The organism is Burkholderia sp. Bp9015 (assembly GCF_003853505.1).
Lineage (GTDB): Bacteria > Pseudomonadota > Gammaproteobacteria > Burkholderiales > Burkholderiaceae > Burkholderia.
In genome coordinates, this window is sequence record NZ_QTPZ01000031.1 from 24,050 (window position 1) to 44,287 (window position 20,238).

Sequence of the window (20,238 nt, forward strand, 5' to 3'; positions counted from 1 at the left end):
GCGCTCGCGCTCCGTCGCCCGCATCGCCGACGTGAAACGGAACCAAGCGCTGCCCGTCAACCGCCGACGAAGATCCACGCGCCGCCGTCGCCCTCACCCGCCTCGATCCGCACGTCACCTGTCGCGGCGACGATCGCGTCGTACACCGCGTCCGTCACGCACACCACCGGCACCGCGATCGCATACAGCTCGGCGGCGACGATCGCGCCGATCGAGATGATCAGGTCGCGCTCCTTCAGCACGATCCCGACCGGCCCCGTGCCGTTGCGCACCGCTTCCGCGAGCACGCTGCTGCTCGAACTCGAGCCCTTCGCGTGCGGCATCACCATGATCCGGCCGGCGAGGCTCGCGCCCGCCTGCGGATGCCCGCGATCGACGATCCGCCCCGCCCCCGAGTCGTAGCCGCCCCAGAAGCTGAGCGGCTTGTCGAGCACGATCGTCTTCGCGCATGCGCTGCCCGGCACGAGCGTGTCGCCCGTCAGTTTCCCGATCGTTGCATCAGTCATCGAATCGCACCTTTCCTTCGAACGCGGAACGCACGCATTCGCGCATGCTGCCGTACGCCACCGTGACGCCGATGTTCGCGGGCGCATACGACGCCCACTTCCCCGAGTTGGTCATCACCAGGCCCGACAGCTGTTTCATGACCGGCGTGATGTACGTGCAGGTATCGACGACGATCTGGATGCCGCGCGCGTCGAACTTGCCGGCGAGCCCGAGCTCGCCCAACTCCCACAGGATGAAGCGGCTCGTGTTCACGTAGAAATCGCACTTCGGCCGGCCGTCGAACTGATCGAGCAGCGCGTCGAGCGTGCGGAACTCGGCCAGCGAGAAGTGCGGCGTGCCGAGCGCGACCGCGACGAGCGCATCGCCGGCCGCGCCGTGGTTCAGCGTGCGGCGGATCTCGTCGAGATCGGCCATCGCGACATCGACCGTGCGCTGCGCCGCCCGCCCGTGCAACGCGGCGTCGAGCGTCGGCGCCTCGGGCGTGACGCCCACCGCATGGAACAGCGCGACCGCGCCGCTCGATGCGGCAGCCGCGCCGAGCGCCTTGAGTTCGTCTTCGGTGGTGTCCGCGGGCAGCCCGACGATCGCCGGCACGGTCGCGCCGGCGATCCGGCCGATCAGAAGCCCAAGCGCCGCGAAATAGATGTCGCGCGAGGGCCGCTTGCCGAAGTCCGGCGCGTTGAACACGATCCGCGCCGCGCGATTCGCTTCGACGTGCAGCCCCGCATACGGCGCACGCCCGGTGATCGCGGCGGCCAGGTCGAGAAAGTCGCCGTAGCGGCTGGTACGCGCACCGAGCACCGAATTGGCGAACACGATCGCATTGGATTCCGCCCACGCGATCTGCTCGCCCAGGCGCGGACGATTCTTCAGCTGATACGGCGCGCACGTGAAGCTCGATTCGCAGCCGAGCTGCAGATGCGCATCCATCAGGCGCTGCGCGTCGCGCTGGATCGCGCGGTCGCCGTGATACAGCTCGGGATGGATCAGGTCGAGCGACCCGACGTTCAAAGTGGTCGGCACCGCGACCCGCGCGCCGGTGTCGACGAAATACTCGACGAAGTCGAGGCTGGTCCGGCCGTGGTAAAGACAGCCGTCGATATGCGCGGACGTGATGTCGATCAGGTGCGGCGCCGACATGACCTCGGCCGTGCGCGCGACGATCCGCATCGCGCGCGCGACGCCGTCGCCGAATGCGCCGCGCAACATCGCGTCGTCGCGTTCGCTCAACTGCAGCATGGGGGGCTCCTCGTGTCTCGTCCGGTGGATCCGGATCGCTTTTGTCATACTACCGCGCGTCGCGCCTAGCGCTGCGCCGTCAGGCTGAACAACTCGTCGCGCAACGCCTGGGCGCGGCCCTGGCCGAATTGCGTCTCGAACTCGTCCTGCGCGGCTTGCCACGCGACCTTCGCTTGCGCGTAGGTGCGCTCGCCGAGCTTCGTCAGGCTGAGTGCATGCGCGCGGGCGTCATGCTCGGACGCGGCCGCGGCGACGAAGCCGTCGCGCTGCAGCGGCTTCAGCGCGCGCAACAGCGTCGTGCGGTCCATCACCAGCCGGTCGGCGAGTTCGCTCATCAACAGGCCGGGCCGGCGCGACAGGTTCGCCATGATCGAGAACTGCGCGGCCGTGACGCCGACGGGGGCCAGATGCCGCTCGTAGAGTTGCGTGACGAAGCGCGCCGCCTGACGCAGCGCGAGGCAATTGCAGGCCTGGGCCATCTGGATGTCGTTCATGACCGGCAATTTAAATGTGCATATGCATAAAGTCAATGTACACTCGGCCGTAACAAGGGCCGGCGCCGGCCGCGCGCATCCGGCGCCGCGCCATCGCTTCGAGGAGACGGACATGGACTATATCGACAAGCTGCGGATCTTCCGGTCGGTGGTGGAAATGCGCAGCTTCACGCGCGCGGCCGACATGCACGGCCTCGCGCGGCCGGTCGTGTCGCGGGCGGTCGCGGATCTGGAAGCGCGCTTCGGCAGCCGCCTGCTGCACCGGACCACGCGCCAGGTCTCGCTGACCGAAACCGCCGAGCGCATCTACGAGCGATGCGCGGCGGTGCTCGACGAGCTCGACTCGCTGGAAGCGCAGGCGCAGTCGTACACGCGCGAGCCCGAGGGACTGCTGCGGCTCGTCGCGCACACGACGGCCGCGCTGAACCGGCTCGTGCCGCTGATCGCCGGTTTCAAGGCCGCGCATCCGAAGGTGCGGCTCGACGTCACGCTGACCGAGCGCCCGGTCGACCTCGTCGGCGAAGGCTACGACATCGGCATCGTCGTGCCGTACATGCTGACGAGCGAGACGACCGTCGTGCGGCTGATCGAACGCATTCCGGTGGTGATCGTCGCGACGCCCGCCTACCTGCGCGCGCATCCGCGTCCCGAAACGCCGGCCGAGCTCGCCGGCCACATGTTCGTGCCGATGTCGCCGTCGCTGCGCCGGCCCGCGCTGTCGTTCCGCGTCGACGGCGACACGCTGACCGTGCCGTTGAGCTTCGACGTTTCGTCGAACAGCCCCGTCTTCAACCGCGAAATGGTGATGCACGACTTCGGCATCGGCGTGGTGCCGAGAGCGCTCGTCGAAGCCGAACTCGCGTCGGGTGCGCTCGTGCAGTTGCTCGAAGGCGCCGATCTCGTCGACGCGTTCGTGGAAATCAAGCTCGCCTACGCGAACCGCGCGCTGCTGCCCGCGAAGGTCAAGGCGTTCATCGACTACACGGCCGCGTACTACGACCGCGAAGGCTCGATTGTTCCGGCCGCGGCCTGATCCGGCGCGCAAACGCACCTTTCCACCGCCGATTGGTACAGCCACGGCACCAATCTGATCCTGTCTCGCCGCTCGCTTCGCATCGCGTGGGCACCTAATATGTGCACATGCACAAGTCCACGCTTATCGATGACGATTGCTTCGCGGTCCGGCAAGCCGCCCGGCGAATCTCGCAGTTCTACGAGCGCTACCTGTCGCGGGCGGGCGTCACGCCGTCGCAGTACAGCATTCTCGCGCTGCTGCGGGAGCGTCCGGGCCTGACGATGGCGACGCTGTCGGCCGTGCTGGTGATCGAGCGCACCGCGCTGTTGCGCGCGCTGAAGCCGCTGGTCGGCGCGGCGCTGGTCACGGGCCGGCTCGAGCCGCGTTGCCGCCGCCAGACGTTCGCGCTGACCGCGCACGGCGAAACAAAGATCGCCGACGCGCATGTGCACTGGCTCGCCGCGCAGGAAGCGTTCGAGCAGCGGTTCGGACCGGCGCAGGCGGCCCGCCTCAGAGACGAATTGTTCCGGATCACGCACAACCTGCCGGAACGCTAACTTCCCCGATCGGCGACGCGTCGTCGGTCGTTTCAATAAGTGCATATACATAGGTGAATCGATGGAAACGACCCAAGCCGCTGCCTCCCGCGAGGCAGCCACAACCGACCGGCCGGCAAAGCAGCGCCGCGTGCCGTGGATGCGGATCGCGGTGGCCGCCGTCGTCGTCGCGGTCGCGGCCGCGGCGCTCGACTGGCTGTTCGTGCTGCGTTTCCAGGAGAGCACCGACGATGCGTATGTCGGCGGCGACGTGACGGTGCTCGCACCGAAGGTGAACGGTTTCGTCGACAAGATCCTCGTGACCGACAACCAGCGCGTGAAGGCCGGCGACGTGCTCGTGCAGCTCGATGCGCGCGACTACGATGCGAAGCTCGCGCAGGCGAGCGCGGAAGTCGACAGCGCGCGCTCCGCGGTGGCCGAACTCGAAGCGAAGCAGCAACTTCAATACGCGGTGATCGGCCAGCATGCGGCGGACCGGAATGCGTCGTCGGCCGAGCTCACGCGCGCGTCGTCCGATCGCGTGCGCTACCGCGAGCTCGTGAAATCCGATGCGGTGTCGAACCAGATCGTCGAGCGCGCGGACGCCGATTACTCGAAGGCGGATGCGGCCGTCGCACGCAGCGACGCCGCGCTGCTCGCGTCGAAGCGGCAGCTCGACGTGCTCGGCGCGCAGCTCGCCGATGCGCGGGCCCGCGTGAACACGGCACTCGCCGCGCAACGCGTCGCGGCGCTGAACGTCGAGTACACGACGATCCGCTCGCCGGTCGACGGTTACGTCGGCAACCGCACTGGCCGCGTCGGGATGCTCGCGAACGTCGGCGTGCCGCTGCTGACGGTCGTGCCCGCGGCCGGGCTGTGGATCGACGCGAACTTCAAGGAAGACCAGCTGCGCAAGATGCACTCAGGCGATCGCGTCGATGTCACGCTCGATGCGTCGAGCACGCGCCTCCACGGCCGCGTCGACAGCCTGGCGCCCGCGACCGGCGCGACCTTCAGCGTGCTGCCGCCCGAGAACGCGACCGGCAACTTCACGAAGATCGTCCAGCGCGTGCCGGTGCGCGTGCATCTCGATCCGCAGCCGGGCATCGAGCACGTGCTGCGCCCCGGTCTCTCCGCGGTCGTGACCGTGCATACCGACCACGCGAACTGAACGGGAGCCTGCGATGACCACCGCGATTTCCGGCGACCCCGCGTCGCAACCGACCAGGCAGCGCGTCTTCGCGTTCGCGCTGATGTGCGTCGGCTTCTTCATGGCGACGCTCGACATCCAGATCGTCGCATCGTCGCTGCGCGACATCGGCGGCGGGCTCTCCGCGAGCCAGGACGAGCTGTCGTGGGTGCAGACGGCCTACCTGATCGCCGAGATCATCGTGATCCCGATGTCGGGCTGGCTGTCGAAGGTGATGTCGACGCGCTGGCTGTTCACCGCGTCGGCGGTCGGCTTCACGATCACGAGCATGCTGTGCGGGCTCGCGTGGGACATCAACTCGATGATCCTGTTCCGCGGGATGCAGGGTGCGCTCGGCGCCGCGATGATCCCGACCGTGTTCACGACCGCGTTCGTGCTGTTCCCGGGCAAGCAGCGGCTGATCGCGTCGACGACGATCGGCGCGCTCGCGTCGCTCGCGCCGGCGATCGGGCCGGTGATCGGCGGCTGGATCACCGATCAATGGTCGTGGCACTGGCTGTTCTACCTGAACCTCGTGCCGGGCATCGCGGTGGCCGCGCTCGTGCCGCGCTACGTGCACATCGACGCACCGGACCTGAGCCTCGTCAAGCGCGGCGACTATCTCGGCATCGTGCTGATGTCGGGCTTCCTCGGCTGCCTCGAATACGTGCTCGAGGAAGGCCCGCGCAAGAACTGGTTCGGCGATCACGTGATCGTGTTCTGCGCGTGGATCTCCGCCATCTGCGGCTTCCTGTTCATCGTGCACGCCCTGACCGCGGAAGACCCGATCGTCGACCTGCGCGCGCTCGCCGTGCGCAACTTCGGGATCGGCAGCCTGCTGTCGTTCGTGACCGGTATCGGGATCTTCGTCACCGTGTTCCTGACGCCGCTGTTTCTCGCGCAGGTGCGGGCGTTCAGTTCGCTGCAGATCGGCATCGCGCTGCTGTCGGTCGGCGCGTTCCAGCTGCTCGCGCTCTGCGCGTATGCATTCGCCGCGCGCTACTTCAGCATGCGCGCGCTGCTCGTGTTCGGGCTGATCTGCTTCGGCCTCGGCTGCTACCTGTACACGCCGATCACGCACGACTGGGGCTGGCGGGAACTGCTGCTGCCGCAGGCGCTGCGCGGCATCGGCCAGCAGTTCAGCGTGCCGCCGATCGTGACGATGGCGCTCGGCTCGCTGCCGCAGTCGCGACTGAAATCGGCGAGCGGCCTGTTCAACCTGATGCGCAACCTCGGCGGTGCGATCGGCATCGCGGTGAGCGCGACGATGCTCAACGACCGGCTGAACTTCCACTACCTGCGCCTGAACGAGCATGTGAGCGCCGGCGAGCCGCAAGTCGCGTCGCTGCTCGACCGTCAGGCCGCGTACTGGACCTCGGTGGCCGGCAACACGCTGGATACCGCGCAGGCCGGCCTCGCGAACCTGCACCGCCTGATCTATCGGGAAGCGCTGACGCTCACCTACGCGGATGCGTACTACGTGCTGTCGCTGTGCTTCGTGGTCGCGCTGGTCGCCGTCGCGTTTTCCCGTCCCATCACCCTGAACGCGCCGCCGCCGGACGCGCACTGAAGCCAAGGTCGTCATCATGAAAAAGCTACTCGTCGCGCTGGCCGTCAGCGCCTTCGCCGCAGGGTGTGCGGTGCAGCCCGCGCAGCATCCCGCGCTGCACGATTCCGTCCAGTCGCTTGCGCCCGCCGCGTGGGACACCGACGTGCCGCGCGCCGACATCGACGCCGCCGCGTGGTGGGCGCAGTTCAACGACCCCGTGCTCGACCGGCTGATCGCGACCGTGCTCGACGGCAACCTCGATCTGCAGGCCGCCGCCGAACGCGTGAAGCAGGCGCAGGCGCTGACCGTGCAGAAGCGCGCGGTGCTGCTGCCGGAACTCGACGCGACCGCGCATGCGGCCGACGCGCGCCAGAACACGCCGCCGCCGCTCGGCTACGTGCGGCAGGCCGGTGCGGGGCTCGCGCTGAGCTGGTCGCCCGACGTGTTCGGCGGCGAACGGCTCGACCTGCTGGCCGCGCAGGCCGAGCTGGTCGGGCAAAAGCATGCGGAAGACGCGATGCGGCTCGCGCTCGCGGCCGATGCGGCATCCGCCTATGTCGACCTGCGCTGGGCGCAGCAGGAACTGAAGATCCTGGAGGACAACGCGGCGATCCGCCGGCATGCGCTCGAACTCACGCGCAAGCGGCAGGCGTTCGGGCTGTCGACGGAACTCGACGTCACGCGCGCGCAGAACCAGCTCGATGCGCTGGAGGCGCGGATTCCGCCGACGCAGGCGCAGATCGCGCATCAGCTCAACCTGATCGCCGTGTATTCGGGCCGCACGCCCGAATCGGTCGACCGGCTCGTGCTCGCGCAGGCCGGCGCCATTCCGGCGCCGCCGGCCGGGTCGCCCGCCACGCTGCCGTCGCAGGCGCTGCTGCGCCGGCCGGACGTGCTGACCGCTTACGCACAGGTCGAGCGGCGCGCGGCACAGGTCGGTGTCGCAAAGGCCGAGCGGTATCCGAAGTTCTCGCTGAACCTGACGGACGGGATTCTGGCCGCGTCGTATCTCGGCTTGCCGACGCTGACCGACAACCTGTTCAGCACGGCGCTGAGCGCGACGAGCCCGATCTTCAACGCGGGGCGGATTACCGCCGATATCTCGCAGAGCGAAAGCCGGATGCGCGAGTCTGAACTCGGGTTGCGGCAGACGATGCTGCAGGCGTTGCGGGAGGTCGAGGATGCGCGCGCGAACCTCGTCAGCAGCGATGCAGCGACGCAGCGGCTCGGCAGCGCGCTCGCGGCTTCGGACAAGGCGCTCGGGCTGGCGAACCAGCTCTACAAGGGCGGCGCGACGGATTTTCTGGACGTGCTGTCGGCGCAGGAGGTGTATCTGCGGGATTCGGACGCGCTCAACCAGGTCAGGCGCGAGCATGCGCTGGCGGCGGTCGCGTTGTATCGCTCGCTCGGGGGCGGGTGGAGCAGGAATGATGCGGCCGGTGGGCCCGAGGTGGAAGCCGTGGCGAAGAACTAGGCGCGATCACGATACGGCGCCGGCCTCGACACGTGCCGGGGCCCCGCTCTTCGGCCGCACGATCCCGGGCATTCGACCGACAACGCGATCAAGCAAGCCGCCAACCACGCGATTGCAAATTCGCGTATGCCGGAGGACGAGGTCATCCCGCGTCGGGCCAACGGTAACCGATCACTTCGTTCAGCGGGTACGCAAGCTCGCGTACCTCTTCAAGCTGATTGCCGCCGAACAGATGCACGTGCTCGTCGTCGTGGCGCAAGTAGAACCCGACATGCCCTTTCCAGCTCGCGGGATCGTCACGCGTCAGGATCGCGATGCAGCCGTAGACCGGGCGGTCCAGCGGGCGGCCCCATTCGAGCCACGAACGCGCGAGCGCGGACCCCGTGCCGCGGATGCCCGCATGCGTCATGCACCAGTTGACGAACGAAGAGCACCAGGAAATCTTGTCGTCGTAGCCGACCAGATTCGTCCGGTTGTTGTACTCGACGATGCGCGGGTTCACGCTGCCGGGCGGATGGCGGCGGATGCCGAGTTCGGCCAGGGCGACGGCCATCCACGGCGGATCGGCGGCGTCCGGGTTGCGCTCAGGATTTGCTCGGGTCACGTCGTTCTCGGGCGAGTGTGATGTGCGTGCAATCTTCGCACGGATGCGGAGGTCGGCACCACCGTTCGGTCAGCCCAGGCCTCTCATGTACGCCACCCGCTTCGACGCCGGGATGGCGTCATGCGCCGCCGGCGTCGAAAGGAAAATCCGGTAACCCGAATCGAGCGCGCGGCTCCAGTCGGGAGGTACGGAGTCGATCGCACGCGAGGTTCGGGCGCGCATTGTTGCGCGCCCGGGCGACTCACATGCGTCGGGTATCCGGTCCCACGGCGCTGCCTTTAACCGCGCGTATCGACCCAGTTGCGTGCCCAGCGTTCCGAGTGCCGCAATGCCTGCGCTTCACTCGCGAAGTAATCGAGCGAATAGAACCGGTAGCGGCCTTCGACAGACGCGCTATCGATGCGCTCGAGCAGCAGGTTGGCTGAAAAACTGCCATCGGGCAAACGATGCGCCGAGGGCCGGACGGCATAGCCGTTGTATTGATGATTTTGTGTGTTTTGCATTTTTAATTTTAATAATGTTCGGCTGCGCGCGTGCCGTGCGAAATGTGCACGGATGCGCCGATCCAACGCCATTGCGAGCTGAACCCGAAGCAGTCGGAAAGCGAAAATACGGCGCTGCGGCCGGAGGGGGAACGAAGTGCAGCGAGGTGTATGGCGCCTGGTTGGCGGCTCAATGAGCAGACGCAGCCGGAAACGAGCGCGCCAACTTTACGAGACCAAGCTCCGTGCGGATGTCGCTGCGGCCCGGCGCCCATCGTGGGATGGCCGGGCCCTTCAGACTTTACAGCGGCTTGATGTTGGCCGCTTGCAGACCCTTCGGGCCTTGCTTCGTCTCGAAGCTCACTTTCTGGTTTTCGGCCAGCGTCTTGAAGCCGTCGGCACGAATTTCCGAGAAATGAGCGAACAGGTCGTCGCCGCCGTTGTCCGGCGTGATGAAGCCAAAGCCTTTGCTGTCGTTGAACCACTTGACGATACCGGTATCCATGAAGATTCCTTGAGAAAAATGAAGATTTGCCCTGCTGGAGAGCGCGTGAAGCATCAAGGAGGGAGAGGACAACGAATACCGCTGAGGAGAGCGAGCAATTGATGAACAGCAATCGGACTTCTTGGACTTCGACGCACACACTAACTGCCGGGGAGATGCGCGTCAACGGCTAACTTGTAACTGTTTTACCCCGCGACCCGCTGTTCGGGCGAAGCGATGCGGCCCTGACTGACGGCGCGCGTGGCCTGGCCGGGCGCGCGTTGCACATGATCTCCGCACGAACGGGCCGATCGGCAACGATTTTCCCGCCTTCCGGTTTCCGTTCGATCCGCCCGTATCGTGTCGACAGCCTCCTCCGATTCCCTGCGCCCATGACGTCGTCGTGCTCGCCGGAAATCCGCTCGACGATATCGGCCTCGTCGCGGGAGAAGGCGAACGTGTCGCGTACGTGCTGCAGCGGGGCAAGATCGTGAAGGCCCGGGCGGCGGCCTTGCGCTGACCGTCCGCGCGGGCCGGCCGGCAATCGTCGGCCGGCCCTGCCCGTCACTCGACCGTCACCGATTTCGCCAGGTTCCTCGGCTTGTCGATATCCGCGCCGCGCAGGCACGCGGCGTGATACGCGAGCAGTTGCAGCGGCACGACGTGCAGGATCGGCGACAGCAGCCCGTAGTAATCTGGCATCCTCATCACCGACACGCCTTCGCTGCCGTCGATCCGCGTATCGGCATCGGCGAACACGTACAGCTGACCGCCCCGCGCCCGCACTTCCTGCATGTTCGACTTGAGCTTCTCGAGCAGCGCGTCGTTCGGCGCGATCGTCGCGACCGGCATCGCGTGTGTCACGAGCGCGAGCGGCCCGTGCTTCAGCTCGCCGGCCGGATACGCTTCCGCGTGGATATACGAAATCTCCTTCAGCTTCAGCGCCCCTTCGAGTGCGATCGGGTAATGCAGCCCGCGCCCGAGAAACAGCGCATTCTCGTGCCGCGAGAATTCCGCGGCCCAGCGCTCGATCTGCGGCTCCAGCGCGAGCACGTCGTCGAGCGCGCCCGGCAGCCGCCGCAGCTGCGTCGCATAGCGCGCAAGCTGCGCATCGTCGACGTAGCCGCGCAACCGGCCGAGCGTCACCGCGAGAATGAACAGCGCGACGAGCTGGGTCGTAAACGCCTTGGTCGACGCGACGCCGATTTCCGGGCCGGCGCGCGTCAGGAACCGCAGGCTCGTCTGCCGCATCATCGCGCTGGTCGGCACGTTGCAGATCGCGAGCGTATCGATATGCCCGAGCGCCTGCGCATACTTGAGCGCGGCGAGCGTGTCGGCGGTCTCGCCGGATTGCGACACGCCGACCACGAGCGTATTCGGCAGCGCGAGCGCATCGCTGTAACGGTATTCGCTCGCGATCTCGACCTGCGCCGGCAGGCGCGCGATCGTCTCGAGCCAGCGGCGCGCGGTCAGGCCGGAATAGTGACTCGTGCCGCACGCGAGGATCAGCACGTTGTCGATCTGCTCGAACGCGCGCGCGGCATCGGGGCCGAACGCCGCCGGATCGAACAGCCCCGCATCGGGGATGGTCGCGGCCACGGCCCGCGGCTGCTCGAAGATCTCCTTCTGCATGAAATGCCGGTACGGTCCGAGCTCGACCGAGCCTTGCGTCGACGAGACGGTCTGGATCGGACGATCGACCGGCGTGCCGCCGCGTTCGAGAATGCGCACGCCGCCCGGCGTCAATTCGACGATGTCGCCCTCCTCGAGAAAGATGAAGCGGTCGGTGATGCCGGCGAGCGCGAGCGCGTCGGACGCGAGGAAGCATTCGTCGTCCTTCAGGCCGACGACGAGCGGCGAGCCGACCCGCGCGCCGATCAGCCGCTGCGGCTCGTGCTTGCTGAACACCGCGATCGCGTATGCGCCGTGCAGCTGCGACGTCGCATCGCGCACGGCGGCGAGCAGGTCGCCGTGGTACTTGCTGTGGATCAGGTGGGCGACGACCTCGGTGTCGGTCTGGCCATCGAACTGGTAATGCTCGTCGGACAGTTGCCTGCGCAACGTCTCGTGATTCTCGATGATGCCGTTGTGCACGAGCGCGATCTCGTCGCGCGAGAAGATCGGATGCGCGTTGCAGGTGGCGGGCGCGCCGTGCGTCGCCCAACGGGTGTGCGCGATGCCGGTGCTACCGGACAGCCCGGCGCTGCGCACGTGCGCGTCGAGATCGGCGACGCGCGACACGCTGCGTTCGCGGCGCGCCTGGCCGTCGACGACGGTCGCCACGCCGCATGAATCGTAGCCTCGATACTCGAGGCGGCGCAAACCTTCGATCAGAATCGGAACGACGTTCCGTTGCGCGACCGCGCCGACGATGCCACACATGACACGTCTCCTTCCCCTGTTTCCGTTGATCGACCGTGCGCTTCTGTATCAACGCGATCCGGTCACCGTTGTCTTCGCCATCGTGAACCCGCATGGGCGGGAGCGAGCGGGGCGGCATCGGCGTAATGGCCGGCACACTCCGTCGCGTCGGCAACCTGCCGTGATGCGCGGTCAAGCGCGGCCTGCACGCCGCCCGCCCGGCACGTGTCGTCGCGCCTGGCAGGTTTGTCGTATCGGTATCCCCGCCCTTCCGTCGTCGCTCGAACTCGGACGGGCACGCCTGTCCTCCTGAACAAAGCAAGCGGTGAGCCATGGATCGCCCTGCCCCGTGATGCAATGGCCTGCGGGTACCCGATCGACGGGCTCGCGGCACGGATCGCGTGTTTTTGATTCACCGGTGAATCAGGGTTCACCTCCCCCCTAGCGGGATCTTCCGCCTTCAGTGAACCGAAACGTCGCGCGCCACCCTTTCTGCTGGTCGACCGCTGCAGGCTGTCGTTGCAGGGCTCTTGTCCGGCAACGCTCCGTGCGCGGCATGGCACACATCGACCAACCGACGTGCGGATATGGCCGGCCGGCTCCGGGCGGTCGTTACAGATACGCAACATTTCGCATCGCCCGCTACGGACGATGCGAGCGCCGCGATTCGTCAGGGTCATCCTTCGTGCGGAACCACTGCGTGGCAGCCGACGACGTCCCCCGGGTTGCCCGGACAAAACTCGCATGTCGAAACGCTCCGAGGCGCGTGACACGGCGCATGCGGTTCGATCGGCAGCCAGCGCGCGACGCAAGTCGCCATCCTCCGCATGACGTGACCGGCTCGATGGCGCAAACGGTCGGATTTTTACCCGCACCGCGGCAGGGCGCCGCAATCGCGCTCGTAGCAATTGTGAAACGTTCCCTGGCATTCCACCGGTGCGGCGCGAAGCGGGGCCGGCCACAGGGCCACTGGTTTGAATATTGCTCTATCGGAAGGAGGAACGGGTGCGGGCGCGCAGCGACGTGGAAACGTACGCGGCCTGACCGGCAGACATGGCGATCGACACAGCGAGAAATGCTCATGACGTGATTGACGAGGTGCAACGGGACGGCCGTAGTTCGACGATTGCGTGGCGCAGACCACGCGGACAAAAACGGCGCGCTCGCCCCGCAATACCGCTGCATGTCGCGCGACTGGCGCCGATACATGCGGGGACGGGACGGGTTGCCTGCAACCATGCCTGGCGCCAGACGCCGGATCTTCCGGCGCGAAGATGCTCAACGAGGACATCGATGAAAAAGATCTTGCTTGTGTTCGGAACTCGACCGGAAGCCATCAAGATGGCGCCGCTCGTCCGCGCGCTGAAGGCGCGCAAGGATGTCGATGCCCGCGTATGCGTGACCGCCCAGCATCGGGAAATGCTGGATCAGGTCCTCACGTTGTTCGACATCAAGCCCGACTACGATCTCAACCTGATGCGTCAGAGCCAGACGCTGACCGACGTGACGACCGGCATTCTTCAGGCGATCGGGACCGTCTTCGACGACTTGCGTCCGGACGTCGTGCTGGTGCACGGCGACACGACGACGACGCTGGCCGTCAGTATCGCGGCGTTCTACCGCTATCTGCCAGTCGGGCACGTGGAAGCGGGCCTGCGCAGCGGCGACATCTGGTCGCCGTGGCCGGAGGAATTGAATCGCCGCGTGACCGATGCGGTGTCGTCATGGCATTTCGCGCCGACCGGCCAGGCGCGCGACAACCTGTTCAGCGAAGGCGTGCCGGTGGGTGCGGTCGTGATGACGGGCAACACCGTGATCGATGCGCTGCACGACGTCAAGCGCATGCTCGACCACGATAGCGCGCTCCACGACAAGGTCGCCGCACACTTTCCGTTTCTCGAAGCGTCGCGCCGCGTCGTGCTGATCACAGGCCATCGCCGCGAGAGTTTCGGCGAACCATTCCGGCATTTCTGCGAGGCGCTCTGCACGCTCGCGAAGCGCTATCCCGATGCGCAGTTCGTCTATCCGCTGCACTTGAATCCGAACGTGCGCGAGCCGGCGCGCGCGCTGCTCGGCAGCGTACCGAACATCTACCTGATCGAACCCCAGGAATATCTTTCGTTCGTATTCCTGATGTCACGCTCGCACTTCATCATCACCGATTCGGGCGGCATCCAGGAGGAAGGGCCGGCACTCGGCAAGCCGGTGCTCGTCACGCGCGAGACGACCGAGCGGCCCGAAGCGATCCACGCCGGCACCGCGCGGCTCGTCGGCACGGACCAGGAGCGGATCGTCTGGGAGGCGTCGCGGCTATTCGACAGCGACAGCGCGTACGAGGAAATGGCGCGCGCGAGCAATCCGTATGGCGACGGCCATGCGAGCGAGCGGATCGTTCATGCGCTGATGCACGCGCCCGGGGCGACCGCAAAGGCGACGAGCTTTTCGATGGGCGCCGCGGAGATGCCGTTCAACCCGCTCACCCTGGGGTTGCAGGCGTTGCGCTCGCGTTGAAGTCGCTCGCCGGACGGCATGCCGACGGTCGGCGACGCGTGATGTCGCCGACCGTCATTCGTCGGACGCGAACCTCCATCCAGCGCTGTCGAATCGCGCCGTGCGAGCGACGGCTGCGACCCGTGTCTGCCGCCCGCTATCCCGCTATCGGACCACGGCATCGGCCATCGATTGCGCCTGCGCGACCAGCCGCGGATAAATCCGCTGGGTCCCCACCTGCCTGGCGAAACACGCCTGCCGCGCGTTCTCGGGCACGCGCGCCGCGCCGCACGCCGCGATCGGGCGCAGCGTCACGCCCCGCCACAGGATATAGACGCGTTGGCCCTGCCGGACCGACACGGCCAGCGTGTTCGGCCCGTCCGGCACGCCGTCCTGGCTTTCGCCCAGCAGCCACGCCTTCACCACGCCGTCGGCCGGCTGCCGCTTGACGGGCAACTCGGCGAAGCGAAACGCGGCGGCATCGTCGCTGAATACGTGCGTGTAAAGCGTTTCGTTGCCGAACATCGCGGCGACGTCGTCGGTCGGCTTGATGCCGGCGTCCGCCGTGCTCGCCCAGGCCTTCAGCAGCGGAACGGTCGTCACGACGAGATGCGTCTTGCCGTCGTCCGACTTGAAGGACAACCCGTCCGGCCCCGGCGGCATCCCGTCGACCGGGCCAACGCTCTGCACCGTGCCCTCAGCCTGCGCAACGAACCCTCTCGCCCTGACCGTGCCAATTAGTTTGGCGAGCCGCGCGTTCACGTCGGCCGTGTACTGCCGGTCGAGGCCCGCCCGATCCTCCATCCGGGCCGCCGCCACGGCCGCCGCGGCCTGCTTCCGATAGGCAAGATACGCATCCGCCGGCGATGCGATCACCTTCGCCCCGACCGCGGCGAGCACCGCCGCGACCACCACCGCCCCCACCCCGATCTTCAGTCTTGAAATGCGCTTCATTTTTATGACGTCACCGATTCCCGCGCCGACAGCGAAAACGGCTACCGTATCCCCACGGCAGCCGTCCCCCAGAAACGCGTCATTCTAACGTCGCGCGGATGCTATTCATCTACCTTGAACGCCGATACCAGGCGCGTCAGATCCGCCGCCTGCTGCTTCAGGCTCTCCGCGGCCGCGGCGCTTTCCTCGACCAGCGCCGCGTTCTGCTGCGTCATCTGATCGAGCGACTGCACCGCATCGCCGATCTGGTCGATGCCCGCGCTCTGCTCCAGGCTCGCCTCGGCGATCTCGCTCATCATCGCGCTGACGCCCTGCACCTGCGACACGACATCGCGCATCACCTTCCCGGCCTCGCCGACGAGCCGCGACCCGGTGCTCACCGTCCCCGCACTGTGCTCGATCAGCGCCTTGATCTCCTTCGCCGCCTGCGCGCTGCGCTGCGCGAGGTTCCGCACTTCCGCCGCGACGACCGCGAACCCGCGCCCCTGCTCGCCGGCGCGGGCGGCCTCGACCGCCGCATTCAGCGCGAGGATGTTGGTCTGGAACGAGATGCCGTCGATCATCACGATGATCTCGGCGATCCGCCGCGACGCATCGCTGATCTGCTCCATCGTGGTCACGACTTCGCCCACGACCTGCCCGCCGCGCGTCGCCGTGTCGGCGGCGCCGGTGATCAGCTGCGCGGCCGTCGTCGCGGTTTCGGTGTTGTTGCGCACGACCGCCGTGATTTCCTCCATCGACGAAGCCGTCCGCTCGAGGTTGCCCGACTGCCCTTCGGTGCGTTCGCTGAGGTCGGCATTGCCCGACGCGATCTGCGCGGACCCGGTCGCAATCGACGCGGACGCCGCGCGGATCCGGTGGACGAGCGTCGACAACGACGACACGAAACGGTTGAACGCGTCCGACAGCTGGCCGACCTCGTCCTGGCTTTCGACCGTCATCCGGCGCGTCAGGTCGCCCTGGCCGCTCGCGATGTCCGACAGCAGCGTCGCCGCGCGGCGGATCGGCGCGGCGATCGCACGCCCGACCAGCCAGATCACGACCAGCGCGACGCCGAGGCCCGCGATCGCGGCGACGAGCGACGCACTGCGAATCGCACGCGTCACCGGCCCGAGCAGCTCGGCCTGCGGCACTTCGACGACCACGTACGCATTCAGCTCCGGAACGAACGACGTCGCGATGAAGCGCGCGCCGCCGTCGCCGTCGTAGCTCAGCGTCGCATACGGCTTGCCGGCCAGCAGCGTCGACGATGCGTCGCCGGGCAGGCCCGGTTCGTCCTTCAGGAAGTGCTTGCCGTCGATCAGCGACGCATCGCGATGCATCATGATCGCGCCGTCCGGCCGCACGAGGTACGCAAACCCGGTGTCGCCGATCCGGTATGCGGCGATTCCCTTCGCGAGCGCGTCGACGGACAGGCTCATGCCGGCCGCGCCGATCGGCGTGCCGTCGAGCTCCACCCGGCTGTTGATGAACATCATGTAGCCGCCGGCCGTGACCTCGCGGTCCATGTTCACCTCGTAGGCCTTGCCCGACGCGAGGAAATCCGTCAGCCACCGATCCTGGTCGGTGACCTTCCGCTGCAGGCCGGCTTCGTTGTAGTAGTTGCCGCTCTTCACCGACACCCACTGCACGGACGCCGCCTTCTGCTCGTCCTTCACGTTCTTCGCCAGCTGAATCCAGCTGCGCGTGCCGGCATCGGGTTCGCCGTCGGCCTCCCATTGCAGCAGGAACGCATCGCGCGCAAGGAGGCGCGACGCGGCAATCGGCCCGGCCATCTGCCGCTGCACGTCGGCGCGGATGCCGCTCACGGCCGTCGGCAGTTCCTCGCGGACGACGCGATCGCGCACGGCGTTGCCGATCAGACGGACGCTCAACCCGCTCGAAATCGCGACGAACACGAGCAGGCAACTCGTCATGCTGAGAATCAGCTTGTTCTGAATGGACAGCTTGCGCCAGAAATGCATGGGGAACCCTCGATAACCGCTCGGTCTGAGCCAGCCTGGGTTATCGGCAGGCACGCGCGGAATCGCATCGCCGGGTTCACATGTTCGTCATCCGAGATCCGATATGTCGTCGACGGGCGGCCGTCGCGCGCCCGTCGAGATTCGCGCGCTCAATACGCGACGAAGATCGTCACCCGCCGGTTGCGCGCCCGCGCGGCCGCATCGTCGCCCGCGACGAGCGGCTGCGTATCGGCCCGCCCGATCGCGGCGAGCCGGTGCGGCGCGACGCCGCGATCGGCCAGATAGCGCACGACGCTGCCCGCCCGCGCGGACGACAGCTCCCAGTTCGACTCGTATTTCGCGTTCGCGATCGGCACGCTGTCGGTATGCCCTTCGACGAGGATGTCGCCGCTCGCATGCGCGCTCAGCGCCTGCGCGATCTGGCTCAGCACCGGTGTCGCGTCCGGCAGCAAGCGCGCATCGCCGACGTTGAACAGGATCTTCGCGTCGATGCCGATCTCGATGCCGTGCGGCGCGCGCACGAGCGAGATGCGGCCGGTCGTCTTCAGCGCGTCGAGCGATGCGAGCCACGCGGGCATGCGCCCGGTCGCTGCGTCGGGCGCGCTTGCCGTCCCGCCGTCATGCCGCGCAAGCGTCTGATAACGCGCATCGAGCGCGTTGTATTTCGCGAGCTGCAGCACGTACAGCGCGAGAAACAGCACCATCAGCGTCGTGACGAGATCCGCGTAGGAAATCAGCCAGCGCCCGGACTGCGTGCCTTCGGCCTCATCGTCGTCGCGCCCGGCCGCGGCCGAACCCGCGCGCGCGCCGTCAGTTCGAGCGGTCATGTCGAAGCTCCCGGTGCGTCATGCGAGCGATTCCGCCGCGCGGCCGCGCACGTCGCCGGTCAGCCGCGTCTCGATCGTGTGAGGCGACTCCTTGCGCGAGATCGCGAGCAAGCCGTCGAGATACAGCTTGCGGAACCGCAGTTCGCTGTCGATCTGCGCGCGCAGCTTGCCGTAGAGCGGCAGAAACACGAGGTTCGCGAACGCGAGGCCGTAGAGCGTCGCGATGAACGCGACCGCGATGCCCGGCCCGAGCTGCGCCGGTTCGAGAATATGGCTCGTCACCTGCACCAGCCCGAGCACCGAGCCGAGAATGCCGAACGTCGGCGCATAGCCGCCGGCCTGGTGCCAGACGCGCGCGGCCGCGAGGCGGCTGCGCTCGTAGGCGTCGAGCTCGCGCTGCAGCGCGTCCTCGAGCACCGCGGTCGACACGCCGTTCGCGAGCAGTTCGAGCCCGCGCCGCGCGAACGGATGGATGCCGCTCACGTCCATCGATTCGAAGGCGAGCAGCCCGTCGAGCTTCGCGCGATCGCCCCACTCCAGCAGGTCGGTCAGGTGCTTGCGGTCGACTTCCTGCGCGCGCACGAACGCGAGCCGCAGCTGCTTCACCGCATCGAAGAAGCGCGCCCACGTATTCTGGATCATCACCGCGCCGAGCGTGCCGCCGAGCACGATCACGAGCGCTTCGAACTGGAACAACATTGAAAAATGTCCGCCTTCCAGCGCGAAGCCGAACACGATCGCCACACCGCCGAGCAGCACGCCGGCCAGGGTCAACAGGTCCATGGATGTCTCCGTCGGGTGGGCGTTACGCGGCGGATGAAGCCGGCGGCACGGACGCCGCCGGCGCCTTGGCCGCGCGCACGGCATCGAGCACGCGCCGCTCGATCTCCTCGATCTCGATCGGGTCGAGCTTGAGCTCGCGGCGCATCACCCACGACACCTCGTTGCGCCGCGCTTCCGTCATCACCGAGAACAGCTTGTCGGCCACCGCGCGATCGTCGAGGCTCGCGATCAGCTTCGCGAGATCGTACGTATCGAATGCGCTGATCACGTCGAACAACGTGCGCTGGTCGACCCCCACGAGATCCTCGAGCGCGCGCACGTCGCCGCCGGCGCGCGGGCTGCGCCGCGAGAAATACGCGACGCCTTTCTGCCCGACGTAACCGAGCACCTTCGACTTGCGGAACGCGAACACCTCGTCGGCGATCTCGCCGTGCGACAGCTTGTTGAGCAGCAGCTTCCGGTCGACGCCGATCAGCGCTTCGAGATCGGCGAGCTCGATCAGCTCCAGCTCGCTGTTGATCGACACGTCGAGATCGTGATCGGCAACCTGCTGCGCGCGATCGACCACGCGCGCCGCATCGAACGTGACGGTCTGGCGCGCATCCGACGACGCCGGGTAATCGGCCGCGCCGCCGGCATGGTCGCCCTGCGCGGCTTCGATCGTGACGAGATTGAGCTTCTCCATGCGGCGCAGCATCGCAAGCACGTGCGGGCGCGAATGGCCGGCAATCGCGCGGCACCGGCGGATCACCTCCGCGAGCGGCACCGACACCTCCGCATGTGCCTGCATCGGCCGCCGCGACCACGCGTCATCGGAGCCGCGCGCGTCGGCGCCCGCCATCAGCGACAGCACGTGCGCATACGACAGCACGCCCGGCATGAAGTCGGCATGCGTATAGGTCGCGAGCTGGTCGTCCTTGCGCTTCACGCGCCGGATCATCGTGCGCACGATGTGGCGAAGCAGCGCCGACACGTGCTCGATTTCCTCGTCGATCGTCGCGGCCGGCACGACCGTGAGCTGGCAGAACGACAGCGCCTTCGCGGTATGCGCGCGCGGCTCGGCGGCGAGCAGCGCCGATTCGCCGAAGAACTCGCCGCGCCCGAGCGTCGCGACGACGACACGCTTGTCGTCGCAGCGCGTCGACAGCTCGACCTTGCCGTCGGCGATCAGAAAGATGACGGGCTCGCCGGCGAAGCCCTCCGAGTAGATGATCTCGCCGGGCGCGGCCGTACGCGTCCACGATTGCTGACGATTCATGTTGGTTCCCCTGCAGCGCTGGTTGTTG

At 67.4% G+C, this 20,238-nt stretch carries 18 protein-coding genes; 6 read left to right on the forward strand and 12 right to left on the reverse strand.

Annotated features, from left to right (window positions below):
- Window positions 1–56 precede the first annotated feature (56 nt).
- The 3 genes from DIE12_RS27725 to DIE12_RS27735 form a co-directional block, all read right to left on the reverse strand.
- Window positions 57–506, reverse strand: coding sequence for an aconitase X swivel domain-containing protein (locus DIE12_RS27725; RefSeq protein WP_124520326.1), 450 nt, complete (start codon window positions 504–506; stop codon window positions 57–59).
- Window positions 499–1,746, reverse strand: coding sequence for an aconitase X (locus tag DIE12_RS27730; RefSeq protein ID WP_044847565.1), 1,248 nt, complete (start codon window positions 1,744–1,746; stop codon window positions 499–501). The genes DIE12_RS27725 and DIE12_RS27730 overlap by 8 nt, the downstream gene beginning before the upstream one ends.
- A gap of 65 nt (window positions 1,747–1,811) precedes the next feature.
- The gene (locus DIE12_RS27735) at window positions 1,812–2,240 is read right to left on the reverse strand and encodes a MarR family winged helix-turn-helix transcriptional regulator (protein WP_044847566.1); all 429 of its coding nucleotides are present in this window, start codon (window positions 2,238–2,240) and stop codon (window positions 1,812–1,814) included.
- Window positions 2,241–2,352: 112 nt separating this feature from the next.
- On the opposite strand from DIE12_RS27735, the gene DIE12_RS27740 reads away from it, so the two are divergent.
- From DIE12_RS27740 to DIE12_RS27760, 5 genes are all read left to right on the forward strand, one after another.
- Window positions 2,353–3,273, forward strand: a complete 921-nt coding sequence (locus DIE12_RS27740) for a LysR family transcriptional regulator (protein ID WP_044847567.1) — start codon at window positions 2,353–2,355, stop codon at window positions 3,271–3,273.
- A gap of 107 nt (window positions 3,274–3,380) precedes the next feature.
- The gene (locus tag DIE12_RS27745; protein ID WP_044847568.1) at window positions 3,381–3,812 is read left to right on the forward strand and encodes a MarR family winged helix-turn-helix transcriptional regulator; all 432 of its coding nucleotides are present in this window, start codon (window positions 3,381–3,383) and stop codon (window positions 3,810–3,812) included.
- A gap of 61 nt (window positions 3,813–3,873) precedes the next feature.
- Window positions 3,874–4,962, forward strand: coding sequence for an HlyD family secretion protein (locus DIE12_RS27750; RefSeq protein WP_124520327.1), 1,089 nt, complete (start codon window positions 3,874–3,876; stop codon window positions 4,960–4,962).
- 13 nt (window positions 4,963–4,975) lie between these two features.
- A complete protein-coding gene (locus tag DIE12_RS27755) occupies window positions 4,976–6,550 on the forward strand; it encodes a DHA2 family efflux MFS transporter permease subunit (protein WP_124488781.1) in 1,575 nt (524 codons plus the stop codon).
- Between the two features lie 16 nt (window positions 6,551–6,566).
- Entirely contained in the window at window positions 6,567–8,003 is a 1,437-nt protein-coding gene (locus DIE12_RS27760; RefSeq protein ID WP_124520328.1) for an efflux transporter outer membrane subunit, read from the forward strand.
- Window positions 8,004–8,145: 142 nt separating this feature from the next.
- On the opposite strand, the gene DIE12_RS27765 is transcribed toward DIE12_RS27760, so the two are convergent.
- From DIE12_RS27765 to glmS, 4 genes are all read right to left on the reverse strand, one after another.
- Window positions 8,146–8,556, reverse strand: coding sequence for a TIGR02594 family protein (locus tag DIE12_RS27765; RefSeq protein WP_124488821.1), 411 nt, complete (start codon window positions 8,554–8,556; stop codon window positions 8,146–8,148).
- Between the two features lie 329 nt (window positions 8,557–8,885).
- A complete protein-coding gene (locus DIE12_RS27770; RefSeq protein WP_044847573.1) occupies window positions 8,886–9,110 on the reverse strand; it encodes a hypothetical protein in 225 nt (74 codons plus the stop codon).
- A 280-nt stretch (window positions 9,111–9,390) separates the two neighbouring features.
- The gene (locus tag DIE12_RS27775) at window positions 9,391–9,594 is read right to left on the reverse strand and encodes a cold-shock protein (protein ID WP_006485974.1); all 204 of its coding nucleotides are present in this window, start codon (window positions 9,592–9,594) and stop codon (window positions 9,391–9,393) included.
- Between the two features lie 543 nt (window positions 9,595–10,137).
- Complete coding sequence (gene glmS, locus DIE12_RS27780; protein ID WP_124520329.1) at window positions 10,138–11,955, reverse strand: glutamine--fructose-6-phosphate transaminase (isomerizing); 1,818 nt, start codon at window positions 11,953–11,955, stop codon at window positions 10,138–10,140.
- Between the two features lie 1,272 nt (window positions 11,956–13,227).
- On the opposite strand from glmS, the gene wecB reads away from it, so the two are divergent.
- Entirely contained in the window at window positions 13,228–14,445 is a 1,218-nt protein-coding gene (gene wecB / locus DIE12_RS27785) for a non-hydrolyzing UDP-N-acetylglucosamine 2-epimerase (RefSeq protein WP_124488785.1), read from the forward strand.
- Between the two features lie 144 nt (window positions 14,446–14,589).
- On the opposite strand, the gene DIE12_RS27790 is transcribed toward wecB, so the two are convergent.
- The 5 genes from DIE12_RS27790 to DIE12_RS27810 all read right to left on the reverse strand — a co-directional run bounded on the left by DIE12_RS27790 (window position 14,590) and on the right by DIE12_RS27810 (window position 20,210).
- Window positions 14,590–15,378, reverse strand: coding sequence for a hypothetical protein (locus DIE12_RS27790; protein ID WP_124520330.1), 789 nt, complete (start codon window positions 15,376–15,378; stop codon window positions 14,590–14,592).
- Between the two features lie 101 nt (window positions 15,379–15,479).
- Window positions 15,480–17,342 (reverse strand): methyl-accepting chemotaxis protein, encoded by a 1,863-nt coding sequence (locus DIE12_RS27795; protein ID WP_124520331.1) that lies wholly within the window; start codon window positions 17,340–17,342, stop codon window positions 15,480–15,482.
- A 149-nt stretch (window positions 17,343–17,491) separates the two neighbouring features.
- Window positions 17,492–18,169: an OmpA family protein gene (locus DIE12_RS27800; protein WP_124520332.1), complete on the reverse strand. Its 678-nt coding sequence runs from the start codon at window positions 18,167–18,169 to the stop codon at window positions 17,492–17,494.
- 18 nt (window positions 18,170–18,187) lie between these two features.
- A complete protein-coding gene (locus tag DIE12_RS27805; protein WP_044847579.1) occupies window positions 18,188–18,952 on the reverse strand; it encodes a flagellar motor protein in 765 nt (254 codons plus the stop codon).
- Between the two features lie 22 nt (window positions 18,953–18,974).
- Window positions 18,975–20,210, reverse strand: coding sequence for a Crp/Fnr family transcriptional regulator (locus tag DIE12_RS27810; protein ID WP_044847580.1), 1,236 nt, complete (start codon window positions 20,208–20,210; stop codon window positions 18,975–18,977).
- Between the last annotated feature and the right edge of the window lie 28 nt (window positions 20,211–20,238).